We start from the raw sequence: 21,742 nt of genomic DNA on the forward strand, positions 1-21,742 counted from the left end.
TCAGCCCGCCGGAGCGGGGGTGGAGTCGGCGTCGGGATCGTCGGTCGGCTCGCTGCCGGGCTCCCCCGTCGGATCACTGCTCGGCTCTCCGGACGCGAGCGCCTGCGCCGAGCAGTCGGTCAGGGTGGCGTCGTACGCGTCCCGGGCGCGCTGCGCCGCCAGGCGGACCTCCTCCTCCGCGAGCGGGCTCGCGAGCGGCGGCCGGTCGCTCAGGCCGTAGCGGGCGAGGCAGTCGCTGATCAGGCGGGTCATGCGCGCGCCGCTCTCGGGATCGGCTGTGCCGGTGGGCGCCGGGGCGGCGGTCGCGACGGAGCCGGAGTCGCGGACGGTCCCGTCCGGCACCTCCGCGGCGGGACCGGAGCAGGCGGTGAGGCTCAGTGCGAGCGCGACTCCGACGAGCAGCGCGACGGGCGGGCGGAGCGTCGTGCGCAGGAGCATGGACGACCTCGTTCGTGACGGCTGCGGGCAGGAGTGCGGCCACGGTAGCGCAGTCGATGCTTCCGGCGAGCGCTGGGCGCGCTCTCAGGTCTCAGTGGCACCCCCAACGGGGCACAGGCGCACCTCTCAGGAGGGCTCGGCGAGCGCCCACATCGCGACCGCCGACGCCGCAGCGACGTTGAGCGAGTCGATTCCGTGCCGCATCGGGATCTGGACGGCGACATCGGCGGCGGCGAGCGCTTCGGCGGTGAGACCCTGCCCCTCGGTGCCGAGCACGAGGGCGACGCGCTCCGGAGCGCGGGCGGCGAAGTCCCGCAGGGGCACCGCCTCCGGGGTCAGAGCCATCGCCGCGATCGTGAAGCCCGCTCCGTGCAGGAGCCGCTGCGTCGACGGCCAGTCGCCGACGCGCGTCCAGGGCACCTGGAGGACCGTTCCCATGCTCACGCGGATGGCGCGGCGGTAGTACGGATCGGAGCAGCGCGGCGTCACCAGCACGGCATCGGCTCCGATGGCCCCGACCGAGCGGAAGATCGCGCCGACGTTCGTCGGGTCGACCACGTCCTCGAGCACGACGACGCGGCGCGCTCCCGCGAGCAGGCCGGCCGGGTCGGGCAGCACGGGCCGGTCCATCGCCGCGATCAGGCCGCGGTGCAGGGTGTACCCGGTGAGCTCGGCCAGGAGCTCACCCGTGCCCGTGAAGACGGGCACGTCGAAGCGGCCGACCAGGCGCTCGGCCTCGCCGGCCGAACCGCCGAGGGCGAGCACCGAGCGCGGCCGGTGCCCGGCGGCGATCGCGCGCTCGAGCACGAGCGCCGACTCCGCGATGTACAGGCCGTGCGGGCCGCGGGCGTTCTTCAGCGCGACGTCGGTCGCGTGCGCGTAGTCGCGCAGCCTCGGGTCGTCGAGCGCGGTGACCTCGATCCGCTCCACCGGATCAGGCGAAGGGGTCGGGGGTGAGCGTGTACTTGGTGCTGAGGTACTCGTGGATCCCCTCGAGTCCGCCCTCGCGACCGAGGCCCGATTGCTTCACCCCGCCGAAGGGCGCCGCCGCGTTCGACACCACGCCGACGTTGAGGCCCATCATCCCGGTGGCGAGCCGCTCGATCATCCGCTGACCGCGGGCGAGGTCGCGCGTGAAGACGTAGGACACCAGTCCGTACTCGGTGTCGTTGGCGAGCGCGACGGCGTCGTCCTCGTCGGTGAACGGCACGATCGCGAGGACCGGGCCGAAGATCTCGGTGCGCAGGATCTCGCTCTCCCGGTCGACCCCCGCGAGCACCGTCGGCCGGTAGAAGTGGCCCGCCCCCTCGATCCGATCGCCGCCGGTGAGCAGGCGCGCGCCGCGGGAGACGGCGTCCTCCACCAGCGCGGACGCCTTCTCGACCGCGCGCTCGTCGATCAGCGGGCCGATGGTCACTCCGTCCTCGGTGCCGCGGCCGACGCGCAGAGCGCGCACGCGCTCCACGATCCGCGCGGCGAACTCCTCGGCGATCGACTCGTGCACGAAGAAGCGGTTGGCGGCCGTGCAGGCCTGGCCGATGTTGCGGAACTTCGCGAGCATCGCGCCCTCGACCGCCCGGTCGAGGTCGGCGTCCTCGAACACGACGAAGGGCGCGTTGCCGCCCAGCTCCATCGAGGTCCGCAGCACGTTCTCGGAGGCCTGCTGCAGCAACGTGCGCCCGACGGGCGTGGAGCCGGTGAAGGACACCTTCCGCAGGCGGGGATCCGACAGGATCGGAGCCGACACGGCTCCCGCCGAGGACGTGGTGACCACGTTGAGCACGCCGTCGGGGAGCCCCGCCTCGGCGAGCAGTGCCGCGAAGGCGAGCGTGGTGAGCGGAGTGAGCTCGGCCGGCTTCACGACGACGGTGCAGCCCGCCGCCAGCGCCGGAGCGATCTTCCGCGTCGCCATCGCGAGCGGGAAGTTCCAGGGGGTGATGAGGTAGCAGGGGCCCACCGGGTGCTGCGAGACGATCATCCGGCCGCTGCCCTCGGGCGAGACTCCGTAGCGTCCGCTGATGCGCACCGCCTCCTCGCCGAACCAGCGGAGGAATTCGCCGCCGTACACGACCTCGCCCCTCGCCTCCGCGACCGGCTTGCCCATCTCGAGCGCCATCAGGAGCGCGAACTCCTCGGTGCGCTCCTGCAGGAGGTCGAACGCCCGCCGGAGGATCTCGCCCCGCTTCCGCGGCGCCGTCGCGGCCCACGACGGACCGGCGGCGACGGCGGCGTCGAGCGCCCGGACCCCGTCCTCCGGAGTCGCGTCGGCGATCGAGACCAGGACCGCTCCGGTGGCCGGGTCCTCGACGTCGATCGAGCCGCCGCCGGAGGCGTCCACCCACTCACCGCCGATCAGCAGCTGCGTGGGGATGCGGGCGAGCAGAGCGGTCTCGGCGGCGCGGGACGCGACGGAATCAGTCACAGGAGGGAACCACTTCTTCGGATCGGAGCGCGCAGACCGCGCCAGGAGGAGCTTCTCGTCCTCCCAGTGTAGGACGGGCGATCGCTCCGGGGGCGGGGTCGCCGGGAGCCTCGAGGACCTGCGCCTCCCTGAGCCCTGTGGAGGGACGAGCCCTCAGACGGACCGCTCGACGCGGATTCCCGCCTCCGTGAGCTCGCGCAGCGCCGCGGCACTCGCCTCCTCGGAGACGCCCGCGATCAGGTCCTCGAGCACGCGGACCTCGAGCCCCGCCCGTCGCGCGTCGAGTGCCGAGGCGCGCACGCAGTGGTCGGTCGCGAGTCCCACGACGTCGAGCGCGGTGACGCCCCGCTCCGCGAGCACGGCGCCGAGCTCCTCGCCCGCCTCCGTCGTGCCCTCGAAGGCCGAGTAGGAGGGGCGGCCCTGCCCCTTGAGGATCTGCACGTCGATCCGAGCGGTGTCCAGGGCCGGGTGGAACCGCGCGCCGTCCGTGCCGGCGACGCAGTGGACGGGCCAGCTGTCGACGAAGTCCGGCTCCACCGCGAAGTGGCCGCCGTTGTCGGAGTCGCCCTCGTGCCAGTCGCGGGAGGCCAGCACCGCGGAGTACCGGTCGGCGTGCGCCGCCAGATGCGCGGTGATGCCCTGGGCGACGGCCGCGCCGCCTGTGACGGCGAGCGCGCCGCCCTCGGTGAAGTCGTTCTGCACGTCGACGATCAGGAGTGCGGTGGTCATCGTGGGCCTTCCGGGAGGAGGTGGAGAGGAGGAGCGGGAGGTCGACCCGTCCGGGTCAGGAGTCGGAGAGCGAGGATCCGCAGCGGTAGACGCCCGTCACGAGGGTGTCGATCGCGGTCTTCGCCGAGTCGGAGACGTCGCCGAGAGCGTAGACCGCGAAGGTCAGCTCGGTGCCGTCCGCCGCGGTGACCACGCCGGCCAGTGTGTAGCCGGTGTCGATCCAGCCCGTCTTCGCGCGCACCGCGCCGTCGGCCGCGGCGTTGTCGCCGGCGAAGCGGTCGGAGTAGGAGAGCGAGCCCGTCCGGCCCGACACCGGCAGGCCGTCCAGGAGGATCCCCAGCTGCCCCTCGCGGGCCTGCACCTTCCGGAGCAGCTCGGTGAAGTACGCCGGCGCGACCGCGTTGTCGTCGCTCAGGCCGGAGCCGTCGACGATCGCGATCCCGGACGTGTCGACGCCGTAACCGGCGAGCCCCTGCAGCACACCGGCCTGCTCGGCAGCGAATTCGCTGCCCGCGCCGGTGCGGATCGCGACGAGCCGCGCGAGCATCTCGGCGATCGCATTGTCGGAGACGAGCAGCATCTGCTGCACGAGCGTGCCGACCGGAGCCGACTCCACCGTGCCGAGAACCGCGGCGCCCGCGGGAGCGGTCCCGGTGGAGACCACGGGCGAGCCGTCCAGCTCGTCGGCGAACGCCTCTCCGGCCCGGCCGACCGGATCCGTGCCGCGCTCGGAGGTCGAGGCCGTGGGGTCCTCGCGATCGCCGTCCACCTGGAGCGCCGTGATCTCGGGCATGTAGCCGTCGACCTGCTCCTTGCGGTTCCAGCTCGGCTGCCAGGTCTCGCCCGAGTAGAGGGAGGAGTCGAGCACCAGCGACGTGATCGGCGTCCCGGCGGTGGACGGGTCCGCCTCCCAGGCGCTCTCGACCTGCGCCGCGAGGTCGTCGAGGTGGGCCGCTCCGGCGTAGGTCGACTCCCGGCCGGTCGGGAGCCGGGTCAGGGTGAGGTCTCCCCCGCCGACGAGGACGACGCTTCCGGGCTCGCTCCCGCGGACCACGGTGGTGGCGATGCGCGTGTCCGGGCCGAGGACCGCGAGCGCCGACGCGGCTGTGAGGATCTTGAGGGCGGAGGCGGTGCGGGACGCGGTCCCGCCCCCGCGGTCGAACAGGACCTCGCCCGTCGCGGCGTCGACCACACGCGCCTGCATCGAGCCCAGGCGCGGGTCGGCGGCGAGCCCCGCCACCGAGCAGGTGCGGAGCGCCTCGGCCGCCGCTTCGGCGGTGGGCCGCGCCGTGGCCGTCGGCGTCGGTGCGGGAGTCGCGGTGGCGGTCGGGGTCGAGACGACGGGCAGCGCCCCGGGCTCCGCGGCGCTGCCGAGGGCCGTCCCCACGCCGAAGGCGCCGCCACCGAGCACGGCGGCCACGAGCACCGCGGCGACCACGAGAGTGCGGCGACGGCGGGGAGGAGGCGTGTCGGTCATCCGCAACAGGGTAGCGACGCGAGTTCGACGCGACCTGGACGCCGCGGATGAGGCCGGGAACTCGCGGATCCGGCCGGGACGTCGCGGATGACGGGAGAGGGAGCCGCCTGTGGGAATCGAACCCACGACCTTCTCATTACGAGTGAGACGCTCTGCCGACTGAGCTAAGGCGGCGTGCACGCGGGGCCTGAGCCCCGGACACGATTACACAGCATAGCCTGCTCGCGCCCCCGGGCGTGAATCAGGACGGCGCGGTCGAGCAGAGGCTCCGCGACGGCGGCGGCGACCGCCGCGCTCGGCTCAGGCGAGCGCGCCGCGGAGCTCCTCGAAGGAGCGGGCGATGCGTCCGGGCAGGGCCTCCCGGCCGTCGTGATCGACCCAGGCCGCCCAGGCGTGGCGGACGGCGGCGAGCCCGAGGAGCGTCAGCATCCGCGCCCGGCTGCGCACCCGCTCCGCGTCGTCGTCCTCCTGGCCGAGACGCTCGGCGACGAGCCCCTCGACCGCGAGCTCGAACTCGCGCATGCCCGCGATCTTCAGACCGACCAGATGCGGGTGCTCGCGGAAGAGCGCGCGGCGGAGGACGTGCAGCTCCCGGTCCTCCTCGAGCGGCTCCTCCATCGCGGCGACGAAGACCCGCTGCAGGTCCTCGAGCACGGCGCCCCGGCCCGCGACGAACGCCGCCGCCGTCTCGTCGGCGATGACCGGGAGCCCGCCGACCAGCGCGTCCTCCTTCGAGGCGAAGTAGTTGAAGAAGGTGCGCGTGGAGACGTCGGCGGCGCGCGAGACGTCGTCGATGGTTACGCGCTCCGGCCCGCGCTCGCTAGCGAGGCGGAGGACGGCGATCTCGATCGCCCGCCGCGTGGCCAGGCGCTTGCGCTCGCGAAGCCCGGGCTGCTGCTCGCGGGACCGCTCCTGCTCGGTCAGCACTGCGGATCCACCTCCGGGACGGTCCCCTCGAGCAGGTACGCGTCGACCGCGTCGTTCACGCAGGACGTCGACTTGTTGTAGGCCGTGTGGCCCTCGCCGTCGTAGGTGACCAGGTGACCGGCGGAGAGCTCGCCCGCGAGCGCCTGCGCCCATACGTAGGGCGTCGCGGGATCGTTCGTGGTGCCCACGACCAGGATGGGCGCCGAGCCCTCCGCGGTGATCGGCTCGCGGGAGCCCTCGAACGCCGCCGGCCACTCGCTGCAGAGGATGTCGCCGTAGGCCATGTAGCGGCCGATGGTCGGCGCGGCCTGCTCGAGAGCGGCCTCGTCGGCGCGCATCGAGGCGGTGTCGGCGTCGTAGGAGTAGTCGACGCAGTTGATCGCGAGGAACGCCTCGGTGGTGTTGTCCGCGTACCGGCCGTCCGCGTCGCGCCCGTTGTAGGCGTCCGCGTACTGGAACGCGACCGCGGGGTCGCCCCGGCGGACGCCGGCCAGCATCTCGCTCAGCGCTCCCCACGCCGTGGCGTCGTAGAGCGGGTAGACGATCGCGGTGAACAGCGTGCTCGCGCCGAGCTCCCGGCCGTCGGCGGCCCGGATCGGCGAGGCGTCCACGTCCTCGAGCATGCGCTTCAGCTGGGCCATCCCCGCGTCGACGGTGCCGGTGAACGGGCAGTCGTCCGAGCGGAGGCAGTCGGCGAGGTAGGCGCGCAGTGCGCTCTCGAACCCCTTCGCCTGCTCGCGCACCACGTCGAACGAGGTGGCCGCCGGATCGATAGCGCCGTCGAGGACGAGGCGGCCGACCCGGTCCGGGAACAGCCCGGCGTAGGTCGCTCCGAGGAACGTGCCGTAGGAGTAGCCGAGGTAGTGCAGCGTCTCGTCGCCGAGCGCCGCGCGCAGCACGTCGAGGTCACGGGCGGCGCTCGGGGTGCCGACCTCGGGCAGCAGTGGCCCGCTGCGCTCCTGGCAGGCGGCGGCGAACGCGGCAGCGGTCGTGCGCTGCGCCTGGATCCACTCGTCGCTGCCCCGCTCCCCCGGCGTGATGTCGTAGAGGTAGGAGTCGAGGCCCGCGGCGTCGAGACAGGAGACCGCGGTGGAGGCGCCCACTCCGCGCGGATCGAAGCCGACGACGTCGTACCGGGCGGCGAGCGCGGAGTCGACCGCGTAGTCGGCGCTGTCGCGGATGAAGTCGACGCCCGACGCTCCCGGTCCGCCCGGGTTCACGAGCAGGGAGCCGATCGCCGGTCCCTTCGTCGCGGGTCGGCGCACCAGGGCGATCGACGCCGTCTCCCCCGAGGGGTCGTCCCAGTCGAGCGGGACTGTCGCGTCGGTGCAGAGAGCGCCGTCGCCGCAGTCGTCCCAGACCAGCACCTGCGAGTAGTAGCGCTCCAGCGAGTCGTCGACGGTCTGCGGATAGGGGGTGGAGGTCCGGTCGACGCTCGGGCCGGGCGCGAAGCAGCCGGTCAGGAGGGACGCGGCCGCGGCGAGCGCGACGACGACGGCCGACCGGCGCCCCCGCCTCACGCGGCCACCGGGCGGCGCGCCGCAACGACGAGCAGCGCCTCGAGAGCGAGGACCGGGGAGACGTTTGCGTCGATCCGCTGCCGGGCGGTCGCGATCGCGTCGAGGACGGCGAGCGTGCGGTCGGGCGGAGTCGCGTCGGCGAGCGCGGTCATCTCGGTCCGGACCTCCTCGTTGATGACGCCGCCGGGCGCTCCGAGCTGGAGGCGCACCACGTCGCGGTAGAGGGAGAGCAGGTCGACGAGGATCCGGTCGAGGCCGTCGCGGAGGCTCCGCGTCGCGCGTCGCTTCTGATCCTCCTCGAGCGCCCGCAGCTGCGAGCGGAGCTGCGCGGGCACGGTGCCCCCGGGCTCGACGCCGAGCGAGCGCAGCGCCTGCTGCCGCTCGGCCTCGTCGCGCTCGAGGGTGATCGCCTTGGCGTCCTCGGTCGCGACCTCGATCATCCGCGCAGCGCCGAGCACCGCGTCCGAGACGCCGCGGAGGCGCAGGGCGATGCGGAGCGTCTCCTCGCGGCGCTCGCGCGCGTTCGCGTCGGTCGCCAGGCGGTGCGCCATCCCGATGTGGCTCTGAGCCTGGCGGGCGGCGCGCTCGGCGGTCTCGGGGTCGACCCCGTCGCGGCGCTCGAGGAGACCGGCGACGTCCTCGATGCTCGGCACGCGGAGCCGCACGGAGCGGACGCGGGAGCGGATGGTGGGGAGCAGATCGGCCTCGCTCGGGGCGCACAGGATCCAGACCGTGCGCTCCGGCGGCTCTTCGAGCGCCTTCAGCAGCACGTTGGACGTGCGCTCGCTCATCCGGTCGGCGTCCTCGATGACCATGACGCGGTAGCGCGACACCGAGGGCGAGTACTGCGAGCTGCTGACCAGCCGCCGCACCTCGTCGATCGAGATGATCACGCGCTCGGTGGTCAGCACGGCGAGGTCGGGATGGGAGCGGGCGGCGACCTGGCGGCAGTCGGGGCACTCCCCGCAGCCGCCGTGGCGGCAGAGCAGTGCGGAGGCGAACGCGTAGGCGAGGTTCGAGCGGCCGGACCCGGGAGGGCCGGTGATGAGCCAGGAGTGCGTCATCGACGACGACTCCCGGCCACGGTCGTCCCGGGGCGTCGAGGCGTCCTGCAGGGCGCCGATGGCGTGCTCCTGCCCGACGAGCTGGCTCCAGACGGTCATGCCACCAGGCTAACCGCGAGCACCGACAGCCGACGCACCGTCGAGGAGCGCGGCGACCCGCTCCCGCACCGCGGCCGCGATCTCCTCGACGGGGAGAGCGGCGTCCACGACGAGGAAGCGCTCGGCGTCCGTCTCGGCGATCGCCAGGAACGCCTCGCGCACGCGCCCGTGGAACTCCGCCTTCTCGGCCTCCAGCCGGTCGAAGCGGGTGCGGGCCGCGTCGAGCCGGCCCCGCGCGACGGCGGGGTCGAGGTCGAGCAGGACGGTGAGGTCTGGCCTCAGGTCGTGGGTGGCCCACTCCGAGAGCCGCCGGACCTCGACGGCGTCGAGGACCCGCCCGGCTCCCTGGTAGGCGACGGAGGAGTCGATGTAGCGGTCCTGCACGACGACCTCGCCCCGCTCGAGCGCCGGTCGCACGAGCGTCCCGATGTGCTGGGCGCGGTCCGCCGCGTAGAGCAGGGCCTCGGCCCGCGGATCGATCTCGCCGCGGTGGTGCAGGACGATCTCGCGGATCTGCAGGCCCACCTCGGTGCCCCCGGGCTCGCGGGTGCGGACGACGGTCTCGCCCCGCGTGCCCAGCCACTCCTCGAGCAGCCGGGCCTGCGTGGTCTTGCCCGCGCCGTCCCCGCCCTCGAGGGTGACGAACAGCCCGGTCACGACTCGGTCGCGTCCGACGTCTCGGCGGCGGCCGCCGCGGCCGCGCGGCTCGCGGAGGTGGCGCGGGGCGCGGCGGGCTTCTTCGCTGCGGTCGTCTTCTTGGCGGCCGCGGCCGTCTTGGCCGCGGTCGTCTTGGCCGCCGTCGTCTTAGCCGCCGTCGTCTTGGCCGCTGTCGTCTTGGCCGCCGTGGTCTTCGCCGCGGGCTTCTTGGCCGGCGCGCGCTTGGCCGGAGCCTTCTTGGCCGGGCCCTTCGCGCGCTTGTCGGCGAGCATCTGGACCGCCTGCTCGAAGTCGATCTCCTCGATCGTGAGGCCCTTGGAGATCGTGACGTTGGTCTCGCCGTCGGTCACGTAGGCGCCGAAGCGTCCGTCGCGGATCCGGATCGGCTTGCCGCTGACGGGGTCCGCCTCGAACTCCTTCAGCGCGCTCGACGCGCGTCGCGCCCCGTACTTCGGCTGGGCGAAGATCTCGAGCGCCGTCGGCAGGTCGACCTCGAAGATCTGGTCCTCGCTGGTGAGCGACCGGCTGTCGGTGCCCTTCTTGATGTACGGGCCGTACCGGCCGTTCTGAGCCGTGATCGGCTCGCCGCTCTCGGGGTCGTCGCCGACCGTGCGCGGCAGGTCGAGCAGGCGCAGCGCCGTCGCCAGGTCGATCGACGCGACGTCCATGGACTTGAAGAGGGAGGAGGTGCGCGGCTTCACGACAGCGGGCTTCTTCGCGCCGCGCTTCGCGGGCGCGGGCTCGACGACTTCCCCGGTGGCGGGATCCGCCGCGGTCTCCGGCTCCGGATCGACCTCGGTCACGTAGGGGCCGAAGCGCCCGTCCTTGACGACGACGGTCTTGCCCGAGTCGGGGTTGCTTCCCAGCACGCGGTCGGTCTGCACCGGGGCGTCGACGAGCTCCTGCGCCTTGGCGGGCGTGAGCTCGTCGGGAGCCAGCTCGAGCGGCAGGTTGACGCGACGCGGCGTCTCCTGCCCCTCCTCCTGGGCCACCTCGAGGTAGGGGCCGTACTTGCCGATGCGCAGGGTGATGTCGTCCGTGATCCGGACGGAGTTGATGCTCTTCGCATCGATCTCGCCGAGGTTGTCCACGACGTGTCGGAGCCCGGGGTGCGTGCCTCCGCCGAAGTAGAAGCGGTTGAGCCAGGCGACGCGGTCCTCCTCGCCGCCGGCGATGCGGTCGAGGTCGCCCTCCATCTCGGCGGTGAAGTCGTACTCCACCAGGTCGGAGAAGAAGTCCTCGAGCAGCCGGACCACCGAGAAGGCGATCCAGTTGGGCACGAGGGCGGTCCCGCGCGGAGTGACGTAGCCGCGGTCGACGATGGTGGAGATGATCGACGCGTAGGTCGAGGGCCGGCCGATGCCGAGCTCCTCGAGCGCCTTGACCAGGCTCGCCTCCGTGTAGCGCGGGGGCGGCGAGGTCTCGTGGCCCTTGGCCTCGACCTCGGCGACGACCAGGCTCTGGCCGACCTCGAGCACCGGCAGCTTGGCGTCCTTCTCGTCGCGGGCGCCGTGACGCTCCTCGTCGCGCCCCTCCTCGTAGGCGAGCAGGAATCCGCGGAAGGTGATGACGGTTCCGGAGGCGGTGAACTCGGCGGTCTTCGCGACGTCGCCGGCCGGCTCGGCGAGCAGCGTCACGGTGGCGGTCGAGCCCTTGGCGTCGGCCATCTGCGAGGCGACGGTGCGCTTCCAGATGAGCTCGTAGAGGCGGAGGTCGTTGCCGCGGAGGGTGCCCGAGAGCTGGTCCGGGGTGCGGAAGGTCTCGCCCGCGGGCCGGATGGCCTCGTGCGCCTCCTGCGCGTTCTTGTTCTTGCCGGAGTACAGGCGGGGCTTGTCCGGGACGGTCTCGGCTCCGTAGAGGGACGCGGCCTGAGTGCGTGCGGCGTTCAGCGCCTGCTGCGAGAGCCCGGGCGAGTCGGTCCTCATGTAGGTGATGAAGCCGTTCTCGTAGAGCGACTGCGCGACGCTCATCGTCTGGCGCGCCGAGAAGCGGAGCTTGCGCGCCGCCTCCTGCTGGAGCGTGGACGTGGTGAACGGGGCGGCGGGGCGGCGCGAGTACGGCTTGGACTCGAGGTTCGAGACCCGGACCGTGGTGGCGGGGTCGCGCAGCGCCTCGGCGAGGGCACCGGCGGTGGACTCGTCGAGGACGGTGACGTCGCCCTTCAGCTGACCGCGGTCGTCGAAGTCGCGGCCGCTTCCGATCCGCTTGCCGTCGAGCCGGGCCAGGCGGGCGTTGAAGCCCGCCGCGGCGTCCGACTCGGGCGCCAGCACGGTGGCGAGGTCCCAGTAGCTCGCCGACACGAACGCCAGGCGCTCCCGCTCGCGGTCGACCACCAGGCGGGTCGCGGCCGACTGCACCCGGCCGGCCGAGAGCCCGGGGCCGACCTTGCGCCACAGCACGGGCGAGATCTCGTAGCCGTAGAGGCGGTCGAGGATGCGGCGGGTCTCCTGGGCGTCGACCAGGGAGGTGTCGATGTCCCGGGTGTTGTCGCGCGCCTTCTGGATCGCGTCCTTCGTGATCTCGTGGAAGACCATGCGGTGCACGGGGACCTTGGGCTTGAGCTCCTCGAGGAGGTGCCACGCGATGGCCTCGCCCTCGCGGTCCTCATCAGTGGCGAGGTAGAGCTCGTCGGCGTTCTTCAGCGCGCGCTTGAGGTCGGCGACCGTCTTCTTCTTCTGGTCGGACACGACGTAGTAGGGCTCGAAGCCGTTGTCGACGTCGACGGAGAACTTGCCCAGCGGGCCCTTCTTCAGCTCCGGGGGGAGGTTCTTCGGCTCGATGAGGTCGCGGATGTGCCCGACGGAGGCGAGCACCTCGTAGCCGTCGCCCAGGTACTGGGCGATGGTCTTGGCTTTCGCCGGCGACTCGACGATCACCAGCTTCTTCGTGCCGGACACAGTTCTCCTCGATTGGTGCTGTCGGGTCGGACGACCAGTGGTCCGACGTCCCCTGCTGCGGGGAGACGGTGCGCGGCGACGTGGTGCGGGGAACGGCGACGCGTCCCCATCGGCGGGGGCGCCCGACAGGCACACCATACACACTGACCCCGGACGTCCTGCCCCCTCCCGAGGACACGGGGACCTCGGGAGGACGCTGGACACGGCCTCGGAGCCGCCTGCCCGGCCTGCCGTCGGCGGGGGGTGACGCGCGGCGCCGATCGGCGCATGATGAGGCATGGCAACGACGCACACCACCACGACTTCCGCCTACACGGCCAAGCTCCTCGACGGACCGCTGGAGGGCAAGACCCTCCGCCGGGGATACGGCGACGATCAGGCCCCCGCCGCACGCCTCGAGATCCCCGGGGCGAGGGCGGGCTCCCGCTACATCTACCTCCTCGCCGGCGGCCTCGAGCACGACGAGGGCGCGGGCGCCCTGCCGACCGCCGCCGCGTACCGGTACCAGCGACTCTCCTCCGACTGACGCGCTCCCGCGTCGTCGCCCGGACCTCGGTCCGGACGACGCCCGCTGCTGCCTCCGCCCTCAGGGCGGCGGGCCGGCCCTCGACCGCGCCGTGAGGGAGAGCGGACCCGCGGCGACGGCCGCCTCCGTTCTCGCGACGCCGCCGTCGACCTCGCAGAGGACGAGCTCGGCGCCGTTCGCCCGTGCCACGGTGCCGGCCCGCCCGCACGGATCCCCGGCCAGCAGACCGGAGGCGACGTCGGCCGCGGCCAGTGCCGAGGCGTCCGCAGCGGCGACCGCTCGCTGGTGCCCGACGACTCCTGCGCAGCCGGCGAGCACGGCGGCCGTCACCAGGATCGTGCCCGCGACGACTCCGACGGCCACGACCGCGGCCGATCCCTCCTCCCCGTCGCGGACAGCCCCGGGGAGCCGGCGCATCATCCGCCTCCGCCCAGCGCGCAGGATCGGACCGAGACCGGGAGCGACACCGCCGGGAGCGGCCGGAGCCGAGCCGCGACGTCGACGCAGACCAGTCCGTCCTGCTTCCCCGCCGTGAGTGACGCCCCCGCCACCCGGGCGAGCGACGCGTGAGGATCGTCGCCCCGGGCCGCGGACCGGGCCGCGTCGGCCGCCGCGTCGACGAGCCGGACGTACTGCGCCGAGGCCGCCACCGACCCCAGGCACAGCGCCAGTACCGCGACCACCGCCGGGAGCACGAGCGCGAGCTCGGCAGTGGCCGAGCCCTCCTCCTGGACGAGCCGCCCGCGCAGCAGCGGAAGGCCTCTCATCCCGCCGCGGTGAGCGCGCGGGTCACCAGGTCGGTCAGGATGCTCCGCACCTCGTCGCCCTTGAGGATGACCACCAGCAGCCCGGCGAAACCGACCGCGGCCATCGTCGCGATCGCGTACTCCGCCGTCGCCGACCCCTCCTCGTCGCCCAGAGCGCCGAGACCTCCCCACCCGGGTCGGCGCCACTCGACGCGCCCCGCGGAGACGTCGATGCCCGTTCCTCCGCCGGACGCCGCACCTCCGCCGCTCCTCGAGCCCCGGCTCGTTCCGGGCACACCACTTCCCGCATCCCTGCTCCTACCGAGTCCTCGACTCCGGGAGACTCCCCCGCCGCTGATCGCCGTGTCACTTCTCATCCGTCCTGCTCCGTTCCGCCCCGCTCCGCGCCCCTCCTCCGAGGATCGCGGACTCCCGATCCCACCGATCGACCCTCCGGCCGATCCGTGGAGACGCCTCCCGGTCCCGCCCCTGTGGAGGAGCGGTCGACCGCGTCACGCCGCCACCGAGAACGTCGAGAGCAGCACCGAGACGACCATCGGAGCCACTCCGAGCAGCAGGAACGCCGGCAGCACGCAGATCCCGAGCGGCAGCATCAGGGTCACGCCGAGCCGAGCGGCTCGCTCCCGCGCCCCGGAGGACGCCCGTGCCCGGACCAGAGCCGCCTCGCTCCGGAGCAGGCGTCCGGCCGGCACGCCCGCCGCCGCGGAGAGGGCGAGCACCGGGTCCGCGTCGGAGAACACGCGCTCGCCCGAGTCGAGCCCGCACTCGACGAGCGCCGCCACGACCCGGGCGCGCGACGACTCGATCGAGCCGCCACCGGCCAGCGCCACCGAGAGGAGGTCGAGCGCGAGCCCGGGCGCCGGATCGGCCGGGGCCGCGCTTCGGACGAGGCGCCGCGTCCACGCGTGCGCGGCCGCCATCAACCCGGCTCCCCCGACCAGGCAGACCGCACCGGGCACCGTCCCGAGGAGCACGCCGACCACGTCGAAGCCCAGCAGTGCCCCCAGACCCAGCGCCGCCAGCGGCAGCGCGCTCACGACCCTCCCGGTGGCGGAGGGACCGGCCAGAGCCACCTCGATGTCCCGGCGGGCGCGCGCCAGCTCGCGCAGGGACTCCGCCAGCTCGCCGAGAGCGGCGGCGACCGGCGCGCCGGAGTCGGCGGCCACCCGCCACGCGGCGGCCAGCGCCGCCCACGCGGTCGCCTCACCGGTGTCCGGCGCTCGCCGTCGCGGCCGCTTCCGGTCCGGGCCGCTCCGCCGCGAAACCGGCGACCCGCGCAGCAGCGCCTCCGTCACGTCGCCCCCGCGGCCGGCCTCCTCCGACACCGCCCGGAGCAGTCGCCGCCGCCGCGCGTCCCCGCTGTCCGCCCCCTCCGCCCCCGCGAGATGCCCGAGGGCTGACGCGGGAGCCACTCCCGCCGCGAGGAGGACGGCCAGTCGGTGCACGACGGCCGCGACCTCGTCCAGCCCGTCGCGGCCCGTCACGCGCTCGACCTCGAGGCGCTCGGGAGCGACCCGTCCTCGACCCTCAGGCGGCCGGCCGCGTCGAGCGCGAACGTCCCGAATGCCGCCAGCCGCCGCCGCCCGTCGCGGCGCTCGAGGTGGAGCACCAGGTCGATCGCGCTGACCGTCTGGCGGGCGATCGCCTCGGGCCCGAGCCCCGCGAGGACCCCGAGCGCCTCGAGACGCGCGGGCACGTCCTCGAGGGAGTTCGCGTGGAGGGTCCCCGCACCGCCGTCGTGCCCGGTGTTCAGCGCGGACAGCAGCTCGCGCAGCTCGACGCCGCGGCACTCGCCGAGGACCAGGCGGTCCGGACGCATCCGCAGCGCCTCCCGCACGAGCCGGTCCAGGCCCACGGCACCGGCGCCCTCGAGGTTGGGCTGCCGCGCCTCGAGCGAGACGACGTGCGGATGCGCGGGCCGGAGCTCGCCGACGTCCTCGATGGCGACGATCCGCTCGGTCGGCGCCGCGCACCCGAGCAGGGCGCCGAGCAGGGTGGTCTTGCCTGATCCACCGGCTCCCGTGATCAGCAGGTTCCACCGCTCGCGGACCGCCCGGCGCAGAAGCCGCACTCCGTCGTCGTCCAGCATCCCGGCCGCCTGCAGCTCCCCGAGCGTCCAGGAGTCCGACCGCGGCACCCGCACCGACACGAGCGCTCCCCCGGTCGCCACCGGCGGCAGCACGACGTGCACGCGGACCCCGTGGCGGAGCCTGACGTCCACGCACGGGCTCGCCTCGTCGACGTGCCGTCCACCGGCCGCGACCAGCGCGACGGCCAGCCGCCGTGCTCCGGCGGCGTCGAGCGTCCACTCCGGAACCCGCTCCGCACCACCGCCCCGGTCGATCCAGAGGCCCGCGCCGCCGTTCACGAAGAGGTCGGTCACCGCGGGATCCGCGGCGTGCGGCGCGAGCAGCCCGAGACCGGCGGCGGCGGGCCGCACCGGCAGCGGGTCGCGGCGGTGCTCGGCGGGGACGAGGGGGACGAAGTCGCGGGTCATCCCGGCACGCTAGGAGCCCGTTCCGCGCGCCGGGGCGCTCCCTGCCCGATCGGAGGAGAGACGCCCGCGTCGGCGCCTGTGGAGGAACGACCCGGGCCGGACGCGAGCGCAGGGGCGGCCCGGGGCTCTCGGCAGGGAGCCGCTCCGAGGAGGGGCCCCACGGCGCAGAGAAGCCCAGTCGACGAGGAGACGTCCCGGCGACGCGGAAACGCCCCCGCGAGCAGGGCTCGAGCGGGGGCGTCCGTCCGCCGGATCAGGCGGGAAGAAGGGGGCGGCACCCATTGGGGGGAACAGGTGCCGCCTCGGCGGCGCTGGATTGGGGGGAATCACTTGCGCCGCTGGGCCGAAGTTCATTCGGCCGTATGCAACTGTAGGGGACGGATCGCGATTCGCCAAGCCCGGATCCTGTTCTCTGCGGACTCTTATCCGACACCCGCCCCGCACTCAGCTTGCGGCGCTCGGCGATCCCCGCTGGAGGCGGGCGCTACGGTGGTGCGACGCCGACCGCGCGGGCCGGCGAACGTCTCACTCGCGAAGGAGCGAATCGCAGATGTCCACTCCCCCCGACGCCCCGGCCGCCGACCGGAACGCCATCGACAACCTCCTCCACGAGACCCGCCGGTTCCCGCCGCCGGCCGATCTCGCCGCCGGAGCGGTCGCGACCGCCGCGCTCTACGACGAGGCCGCGGCCGACCGCCTCGCCTTCTGGGCCGACCGGAGCCGCGAGCTCCTGCACTGGCACCGACCGTTCACGCGCACCCTCGACTGGAGCGAGCCCCCGTTCGCGAAGTGGTTCGACGACGGCGAGCTGAACGTGGCCTACAACTGCCTCGACCGCCACGTCCTGGCCGGCCACGGCGACCGCGTCGCCCTGCACTGGGAGGGCGAGCCCGGCGACTCCCGCTCGATCACCTACGCCGAGCTCACCGCCGAGGTGAAGCGCGCCGCGAACCTGCTCACGAGCCTCGGCGTCCGCGTCGGCGACCGCGTCGCGATCTACCTGCCCATGATCCCGGAGGCGGTCATCGCGATGCTGGCCGTCGCCCGGCTGGGGGCGGTCCACTCCGTCGTCTTCGGCGGCTTCAGCGCCGAGAGCCTGCGCGCGCGCATCGACGACGCGGAGGCGACACTCGTCATCACCGCCGACGGCGGCTGGCGCAAGGGCGCCGTCTCGCCCCTGAAGCCGGCGGTCGACGCCGCGCTCGCCCTCGGCGGCGAGTCCAGCGTCCAGCACGTCCTGGTCGTGCGCCGCGGAGGCAACGAGGTCGCCTGGCACGAGGGGCGCGACCTCTGGTGGCACGAGGAGATCGTGGCGGTCGACGCCGACCACGTCGCCAAGCCGTTCCCCGCCGAGCAGCCCCTCTTCATCCTCTACACCAGCGGCACGACCGGGAAGCCCAAGGGCATCCTGCACACCAGCGGCGGGTACCTCACCCAGGTCGCCTTCACGCACCGCGCGGTCTTCGACCTGCACCCCGAGTCGGACGTCTACTGGTCGACCGCGGACGTGGGCTGGATCACCGGGCACAGCTACGTCGTCTACGGCCCGCTCGCCAACGGCGCCACCCAGGTGATGTACGAGGGCACTCCGGACAGCCCGCATCCCGGCCGCTGGTGGGAGATCGTCGAGAAGCACGGCGTGACGATCCTCTACGCGGCGCCCACGGCGATCCGCTCCTTCATGAAGCTCGGCCGGCAGATCCCGCAGCGCTTCGACCTCTCGAGCCTGCGCCTGCTCGGATCGGTCGGCGAGCCGATCAACCCGGAGGCGTGGGTCTGGTACCGCGACGTCATCGGCGGCGGCCGCACCCCCATCGTCGACACGTGGTGGCAGACCGAGACCGGCGCGATGATGGTGTCCCCCCTGCCCGGGGTGACGACTCTCAAGCCCGGGTCCGCGCAGGTAGCTCTGCCGGGGATCTCGATCGACGTGGTCGACGACTCCGGGACGCCGGTCGGCGCCGACGAGGGCGGACTGCTCGTGATCACCGAGCCCTGGCCGGCGATGCTGCGCGGCATCTGGGGCGACCCGGAGCGCTACGTCGAGACCTACTGGTCGAAGTTCGGCGACCGCTACTTCGCGGGTGACGGAGCGCGTCGCGACCAGGACGGCGACCTCTGGCTCCTGGGGAGAGTGGACGACGTGATGAACGTCTCCGGCCATCGCCTCTCGACGGCCGAGATCGAGTCGGCCCTCGTCTCGCACCCGGTCGTCGCCGAGGCGGCCGTCGTGGGAGCCGCGGACGAGACCACCGGCCAGGCCGTGGTCGCGTTCGTGATCGCGAAGGCGAGCCAGGCCGAGGCGCTGGCCCACGGACACGACGAGCTCGAGGCCACCCTGAAGGCGCACGTCGCCGAGCACATCGGCGCGATCGCCCGCCCGAAGCGGATCTTCGTGGTGCAGGAGCTGCCCAAGACCCGCTCGGGGAAGATCATGCGCCGGCTGCTGCGCGACGTGGCGGAGGGACGTGCCGTGGGCGACACGACGACGCTCGCGGACACGCAGGTGATGGCGGTGATCTCCTCCGCGATCGCCGCGGACTGACCGGGCGCCGCCCCCTCCCGCCGCGTGGGCCGGAGGGGGCGGTGCGTCAGTCGAAGGCGACGATCAGCTCGACCTCGACGGGAGCGCCGAGGGGCAGCTCCGCCACCCCGACGGCCGAGCGCGCGTGACGGCCGGGCTCGCCGAACACGTCGCCGAGCAGCTCCGAGGCGCCGTTGATCACGCCGGGCTGCCCGGTGAAGCCGGAGGCGGACGCGACGAAGCCGGTGAGCTTCACGATCCGCGTCACCCGGTCGAGCGATCCGATCGCGTCGGCGACGGCCGCGAGCGCGTTGAGGGCGCAGGTGCGGGCCAGCTCCTTCGCCTGCTCGGGCGACACCTCGTCGCCGACCTTGCCGACCAGCGGCAGAGCGCCGTCGACGAAGGGGATCTGCCCCGCCGTGTAGACGAGGCCGCCGTGCACGACGGCGGGGACGTAGGCGCCGGCGGGGACCGCGACCGCCGGCAGCTCGACGCCGAGCTCCGCGAGGCGCTCGGCGATCACGCGCCGGCCTCGGCGACGGGGCGCTTGAGGTACGCGACGAGGCCGCCCTCGGGACCGGTCACGATCTGGACCAGCTCCCAGCCCTCGGATCCCCAGGTGTTCAGGATCGCCGTGGTGTTGTGGATCATCAGCGGGGTGGTGATGTACTCCCAGCGCGGGACGGACATGGCTCTCCTCGGGTGCGGCCGGTGCGGGACGACTGCTGAGCGCCGCGCGTCGGCGGGATGAGCGCCGCGGCTCGTCCGAGCGCGGCGACTACGCTGATTCTATGTCGGGGCAGGGCGGGACCAGAGTCGTGAAGACCATCGGGGGCGCCGTCGGCGGTCTGATCGGCATCGTCGCCATGAGCGTCGTCGCGGGAGTCCTGGTGGCCGCCTCGGTGACGCCGGCGATCGCGCTGAGCGGCATGGCCGCCGGCAACACGGTGGAGATGTTCGACAACCTCCCCGAGTACCTCGAGATCGGCACGCTCGCCGAGAAGAGCGACGTGTACGCGAAGGACTCCTCCGGCGGCGACGTGCTGCTCGCCTCCTTCTACGCCCAGAACCGCGTCGAGGTGGGCTGGGACGAGATCTCGCCGTTCGTGAAGGACGCCGTGGTCGCCTCCGAGGACCCCCGCTTCTACGAGCACGGCGGCATCGATCTGCTCGGCACCGTCCGCGCGGCCGCGACGACGGCCATGGGCGGGGACGTCCAGGGCGGCTCCTCCATCACGCAGCAGTACGTCAAGAACGTGCTCGTGCAGAAGGCGGAGGCGCTCAGCGATCCGATCGAGCGCGACGCGGCCTACCGCGAGGCCACGGAGACCACTCCGGAGCGCAAGGTCGCGGAGATGCGGCTCGCCATCGGGCTCGAGAAGGAGTATCCGAAGAACGACATCCTGCTGGGCTACCTCAACATCGCCCTGTTCGGCGGCACCGTCTACGGCGTCGAGGCGGCCGCCCGCTACTACTTCGGAGTGAGCGCGAAGGACCTCTCGCTCGCGCAGTCCGCCGCGCTCGTCGCGATCGTGAACAACCCCGAGAAGTTCCGCTTCGACCGGCCCGGCGACCCGGCGAACCCCGCCGCGGAGGGCTACCCGCAGACCCGGGACCGGCGCGACTACATCGTCACCCGCATGGATCTCGAGTCGAAGGTGACGTCCGAGCAGGCGCAGGCGGCCGTCGCCGAGCCCGTGACGCCGAACATCACCGAGCCGAGCACCGGCTGCCAGACGGCCGGAGTCGCGGCCTTCTTCTGCGACTACGTCACCTGGGTCATCAAGAACGACGACGCGTTCGGTGCGAGCCAGGACGAGCGCGACGCCACCTTCAAGCGCGGCGGCTACCGGATCTACACGACCCTCGATTCCGATCTGCAGCAGGCCGCCGTCTCGGCCACCGACGACTGGGTGCCCAAGTCGATGGCGAACGTGAACATCGGCAGCGCGAGCGTCTCGGTCGAGGTCGGCACCGGCCGCATCCTCGCGATGACCCAGAACAAGGACTACTCCAACGATCCGGACCTGACGGGCCCCAACTACACGAGCGTCAACTACAACACCGACTTCGGGTACGGCGGCTCCTCGGGATTCCAGGTCGGCTCGACCTATAAGGTGTTCACCCTCGCGGAGTGGCTGCAGGAGGGGCACTCGCTCGGCGAGAGCGTCGACGGCACCCGCCGCGCCTACACGACCTTCCGTGACAGCTGCGAGCCCGACGGCGTCTACTACGGCGAGTCCTGGAACCCCGGGAACGACGAGGGCGGCAACGGAGGAGTGACCACGGCCCTGCAGGCCACGACCGGCTCGATCAACACCTCGTTCGCCGCCATGGCCCAGCAGCTGGACCTCTGCGGCATTCGCAACACGGCGCTGGCGATGGGCGTGCACCGTGCCGACGGGACCGAGCTGCAGAAGCTCGCGCCGACCATCCTCGGCACCAACGAGATCGCTCCGCTCACGATGGCCACGGCCTTCGCCGGCTTCGCGAACAAGGGCACCGTCTGCACGCCCATCGCGATCGACCGCATCGTCGACCGCACGGGCGCCGACGTCGCGCCGCCCGCCTCCGAGTGCAGCCAGGGGATGTCCGAGGAGGTGGCCGCGACCGCCGGCTACGCCCTGCAGCAGGTGGTGACGGGCGGCACCGGCGCCCCCTCCAACCCCCGCACCGGGGTGCCGCACATCGGCAAGACCGGCACCACGGACGACGCGCTGCACACGTGGATGGTCGGCGCGAGCACCGAGGTCGCCACCGCCACCTGGGTCGGCAACGTGACCGGCTTCACCTCCATGCGCGGATTCAGTCTCAACCGGGTGAACGCCGGTCAGGTGCGCCACCAGATCTGGCCGCGCATCATGCGCGTCGCCGACGCCAAGTACGGCGGGACGGCGTTCCCGGCGCCGGTCCGCTCGCTCGTCGACGCTCCGCAGGAGGCCGTGCCCCAGGTCACCGGCCAGAGCCCCTCTGCGGCGGCCGCACGACTGCGCTCCGTCGGCTTCACGGTCCGCGTCGACACTTCTCCGGTCCCCTCCGACCGCCCGGCAGGGACGGTCGCGCAGACGAACCCGCCCGCCGGGTCGCGCGTCTCCCGGGGCGCGGAGATCACCCTGCAGATCAGCGCCGGACCGGGCGCCCCGCCCCGCGCGGGCTGAGCCCCTGCACCCCCGGCTGCTCCCGAGGGAGCGTCCGGCA

The 21,742-nt window shown here is 73.4% G+C and carries 20 protein-coding genes and 1 tRNA gene; 3 read left to right on the forward strand and 18 right to left on the reverse strand.

Annotation, left to right across the window (positions count from 1 at the left end; all coding sequences use genetic code 11):
* The 11 genes from C5D36_RS07205 to topA all read right to left on the reverse strand — a co-directional run bounded on the left by C5D36_RS07205 (position 1) and on the right by topA (position 12,230).
* The gene (locus C5D36_RS07205; RefSeq protein ID WP_104227238.1) at positions 1-438 is read right to left on the reverse strand and encodes a hypothetical protein; all 438 of its coding nucleotides are present in this window, start codon (positions 436-438) and stop codon (positions 1-3) included.
* Positions 439-564: 126 nt separating this feature from the next.
* A complete protein-coding gene (locus C5D36_RS07210; RefSeq protein WP_104295520.1) occupies positions 565-1,368 on the reverse strand; it encodes an RNA methyltransferase in 804 nt (267 codons plus the stop codon).
* 4 nt (positions 1,369-1,372) lie between these two features.
* Entirely contained in the window at positions 1,373-2,860 is a 1,488-nt protein-coding gene (locus tag C5D36_RS07215) for an NAD-dependent succinate-semialdehyde dehydrogenase (RefSeq protein ID WP_104295521.1), read from the reverse strand.
* A 153-nt stretch (positions 2,861-3,013) separates the two neighbouring features.
* Positions 3,014-3,589: a nicotinamidase gene (locus tag C5D36_RS07220; protein ID WP_104227241.1), complete on the reverse strand. Its 576-nt coding sequence runs from the start codon at positions 3,587-3,589 to the stop codon at positions 3,014-3,016.
* A gap of 55 nt (positions 3,590-3,644) precedes the next feature.
* Positions 3,645-5,066: a D-alanyl-D-alanine carboxypeptidase/D-alanyl-D-alanine-endopeptidase gene (gene dacB, locus C5D36_RS07225; protein ID WP_104295522.1), complete on the reverse strand. Its 1,422-nt coding sequence runs from the start codon at positions 5,064-5,066 to the stop codon at positions 3,645-3,647.
* A gap of 101 nt (positions 5,067-5,167) precedes the next feature.
* Positions 5,168-5,240: transfer RNA gene (locus tag C5D36_RS07230), tRNA-Thr, on the reverse strand.
* 126 nt (positions 5,241-5,366) lie between these two features.
* Positions 5,367-5,993 (reverse strand): TetR/AcrR family transcriptional regulator, encoded by a 627-nt coding sequence (locus tag C5D36_RS16790; protein ID WP_181027157.1) that lies wholly within the window; start codon positions 5,991-5,993, stop codon positions 5,367-5,369.
* Positions 5,987-7,513 (reverse strand): alpha/beta hydrolase, encoded by a 1,527-nt coding sequence (locus C5D36_RS07240; RefSeq protein ID WP_104233728.1) that lies wholly within the window; start codon positions 7,511-7,513, stop codon positions 5,987-5,989. Before C5D36_RS07240 ends, C5D36_RS16790 begins: the two co-directional genes overlap by 7 nt.
* Complete coding sequence (locus tag C5D36_RS07245) at positions 7,510-8,676, reverse strand: DNA polymerase III subunit delta' (RefSeq protein WP_104233729.1); 1,167 nt, start codon at positions 8,674-8,676, stop codon at positions 7,510-7,512. The genes C5D36_RS07240 and C5D36_RS07245 overlap by 4 nt, the downstream gene beginning before the upstream one ends.
* Before the next feature lie 9 nt (positions 8,677-8,685).
* On the reverse strand, positions 8,686-9,333 hold the full coding sequence (tmk, locus tag C5D36_RS07250) for a dTMP kinase (protein WP_104233730.1): 648 nt from the start codon (positions 9,331-9,333) through the stop codon (positions 8,686-8,688).
* Positions 9,330-12,230, reverse strand: coding sequence for a type I DNA topoisomerase (gene topA / locus C5D36_RS07255; protein ID WP_104295523.1), 2,901 nt, complete (start codon positions 12,228-12,230; stop codon positions 9,330-9,332). Before topA ends, tmk begins: the two co-directional genes overlap by 4 nt.
* 277 nt (positions 12,231-12,507) lie before the next feature.
* Between topA and C5D36_RS07260 the strand changes: the two genes are divergently transcribed.
* The gene (locus C5D36_RS07260) at positions 12,508-12,756 is read left to right on the forward strand and encodes a hypothetical protein (protein WP_104222197.1); all 249 of its coding nucleotides are present in this window, start codon (positions 12,508-12,510) and stop codon (positions 12,754-12,756) included.
* 60 nt (positions 12,757-12,816) lie between these two features.
* Here C5D36_RS07260 and C5D36_RS07265 read toward each other — a convergent pair whose 3' ends face one another.
* From C5D36_RS07265 to C5D36_RS07285, 5 genes are all read right to left on the reverse strand, one after another.
* Positions 12,817-13,176, reverse strand: coding sequence for an Rv3654c family TadE-like protein (locus C5D36_RS07265; RefSeq protein WP_258062885.1), 360 nt, complete (start codon positions 13,174-13,176; stop codon positions 12,817-12,819).
* Positions 13,173-13,523 (reverse strand): TadE family type IV pilus minor pilin, encoded by a 351-nt coding sequence (locus C5D36_RS07270; protein ID WP_104295525.1) that lies wholly within the window; start codon positions 13,521-13,523, stop codon positions 13,173-13,175. Before C5D36_RS07270 ends, C5D36_RS07265 begins: the two co-directional genes overlap by 4 nt.
* Positions 13,520-13,675, reverse strand: a complete 156-nt coding sequence (locus C5D36_RS17345) for a DUF4244 domain-containing protein (RefSeq protein WP_258068897.1) — start codon at positions 13,673-13,675, stop codon at positions 13,520-13,522. Before C5D36_RS17345 ends, C5D36_RS07270 begins: the two co-directional genes overlap by 4 nt.
* A gap of 339 nt (positions 13,676-14,014) precedes the next feature.
* Positions 14,015-15,007, reverse strand: coding sequence for a type II secretion system F family protein (locus C5D36_RS07280; RefSeq protein WP_104295526.1), 993 nt, complete (start codon positions 15,005-15,007; stop codon positions 14,015-14,017).
* Complete coding sequence (locus tag C5D36_RS07285; protein WP_104262896.1) at positions 15,004-16,020, reverse strand: TadA family conjugal transfer-associated ATPase; 1,017 nt, start codon at positions 16,018-16,020, stop codon at positions 15,004-15,006. The genes C5D36_RS07280 and C5D36_RS07285 overlap by 4 nt, the downstream gene beginning before the upstream one ends.
* 550 nt (positions 16,021-16,570) lie before the next feature.
* On the opposite strand from C5D36_RS07285, the gene acs reads away from it, so the two are divergent.
* Positions 16,571-18,565, forward strand: a complete 1,995-nt coding sequence (gene acs, locus C5D36_RS07290; protein ID WP_104292271.1) for an acetate--CoA ligase — start codon at positions 16,571-16,573, stop codon at positions 18,563-18,565.
* A gap of 46 nt (positions 18,566-18,611) precedes the next feature.
* Here the strand turns inward: acs and C5D36_RS07295 are convergent, their stop codons facing one another.
* The gene (locus C5D36_RS07295) at positions 18,612-19,067 is read right to left on the reverse strand and encodes a RidA family protein (RefSeq protein ID WP_219812178.1); all 456 of its coding nucleotides are present in this window, start codon (positions 19,065-19,067) and stop codon (positions 18,612-18,614) included.
* Positions 19,064-19,234, reverse strand: a complete 171-nt coding sequence (locus C5D36_RS16795) for a hypothetical protein (RefSeq protein ID WP_164861113.1) — start codon at positions 19,232-19,234, stop codon at positions 19,064-19,066. The genes C5D36_RS07295 and C5D36_RS16795 overlap by 4 nt, the downstream gene beginning before the upstream one ends.
* Before the next feature lie 101 nt (positions 19,235-19,335).
* Here C5D36_RS16795 and C5D36_RS07300 point away from each other — a divergent pair, with 101 nt between their 5' ends.
* Positions 19,336-21,702, forward strand: a complete 2,367-nt coding sequence (locus C5D36_RS07300) for a transglycosylase domain-containing protein (protein ID WP_104233738.1) — start codon at positions 19,336-19,338, stop codon at positions 21,700-21,702.
* The last annotated feature ends 40 nt before the right edge of the window (positions 21,703-21,742 follow it).

It is taken from the genome of Rathayibacter sp. AY1C6, assembly GCF_002931535.1.
Lineage (GTDB): Bacteria > Actinomycetota > Actinomycetes > Actinomycetales > Microbacteriaceae > Rathayibacter.

Coding starts and splice junctions, on each gene's coding strand:
- C5D36_RS07205 (WP_104227238.1), bottom strand. CDS start 438: ATGCTCCTGCGCACGACGCTCCGCCCGCCCGTCGCGCTGCTCGTCGGA.
- C5D36_RS07220 (WP_104227241.1), bottom strand. CDS start 3,589: ATGACCACCGCACTCCTGATCGTCGACGTGCAGAACGACTTCACCGAG.
- dacB (WP_104295522.1), bottom strand. CDS start 5,066: ATGACCGACACGCCTCCTCCCCGCCGTCGCCGCACTCTCGTGGTCGCC.
- C5D36_RS07245 (WP_104233729.1), bottom strand. CDS start 8,676: ATGACCGTCTGGAGCCAGCTCGTCGGGCAGGAGCACGCCATCGGCGCC.
- C5D36_RS07260 (WP_104222197.1), top strand. CDS start 12,508: ATGGCAACGACGCACACCACCACGACTTCCGCCTACACGGCCAAGCTC.
- C5D36_RS07265 (WP_258062885.1), bottom strand. CDS start 13,176: ATGATGCGCCGGCTCCCCGGGGCTGTCCGCGACGGGGAGGAGGGATCG.
- C5D36_RS07270 (WP_104295525.1), bottom strand. CDS start 13,523: ATGAGAGGCCTTCCGCTGCTGCGCGGGCGGCTCGTCCAGGAGGAGGGC.
- C5D36_RS07285 (WP_104262896.1), bottom strand. CDS start 16,020: ATGACCCGCGACTTCGTCCCCCTCGTCCCCGCCGAGCACCGCCGCGAC.
- acs (WP_104292271.1), top strand. CDS start 16,571: ATGTCCACTCCCCCCGACGCCCCGGCCGCCGACCGGAACGCCATCGAC.
- C5D36_RS16795 (WP_164861113.1), bottom strand. CDS start 19,234: ATGTCCGTCCCGCGCTGGGAGTACATCACCACCCCGCTGATGATCCAC.
- C5D36_RS07300 (WP_104233738.1), top strand. CDS start 19,336: ATGTCGGGGCAGGGCGGGACCAGAGTCGTGAAGACCATCGGGGGCGCC.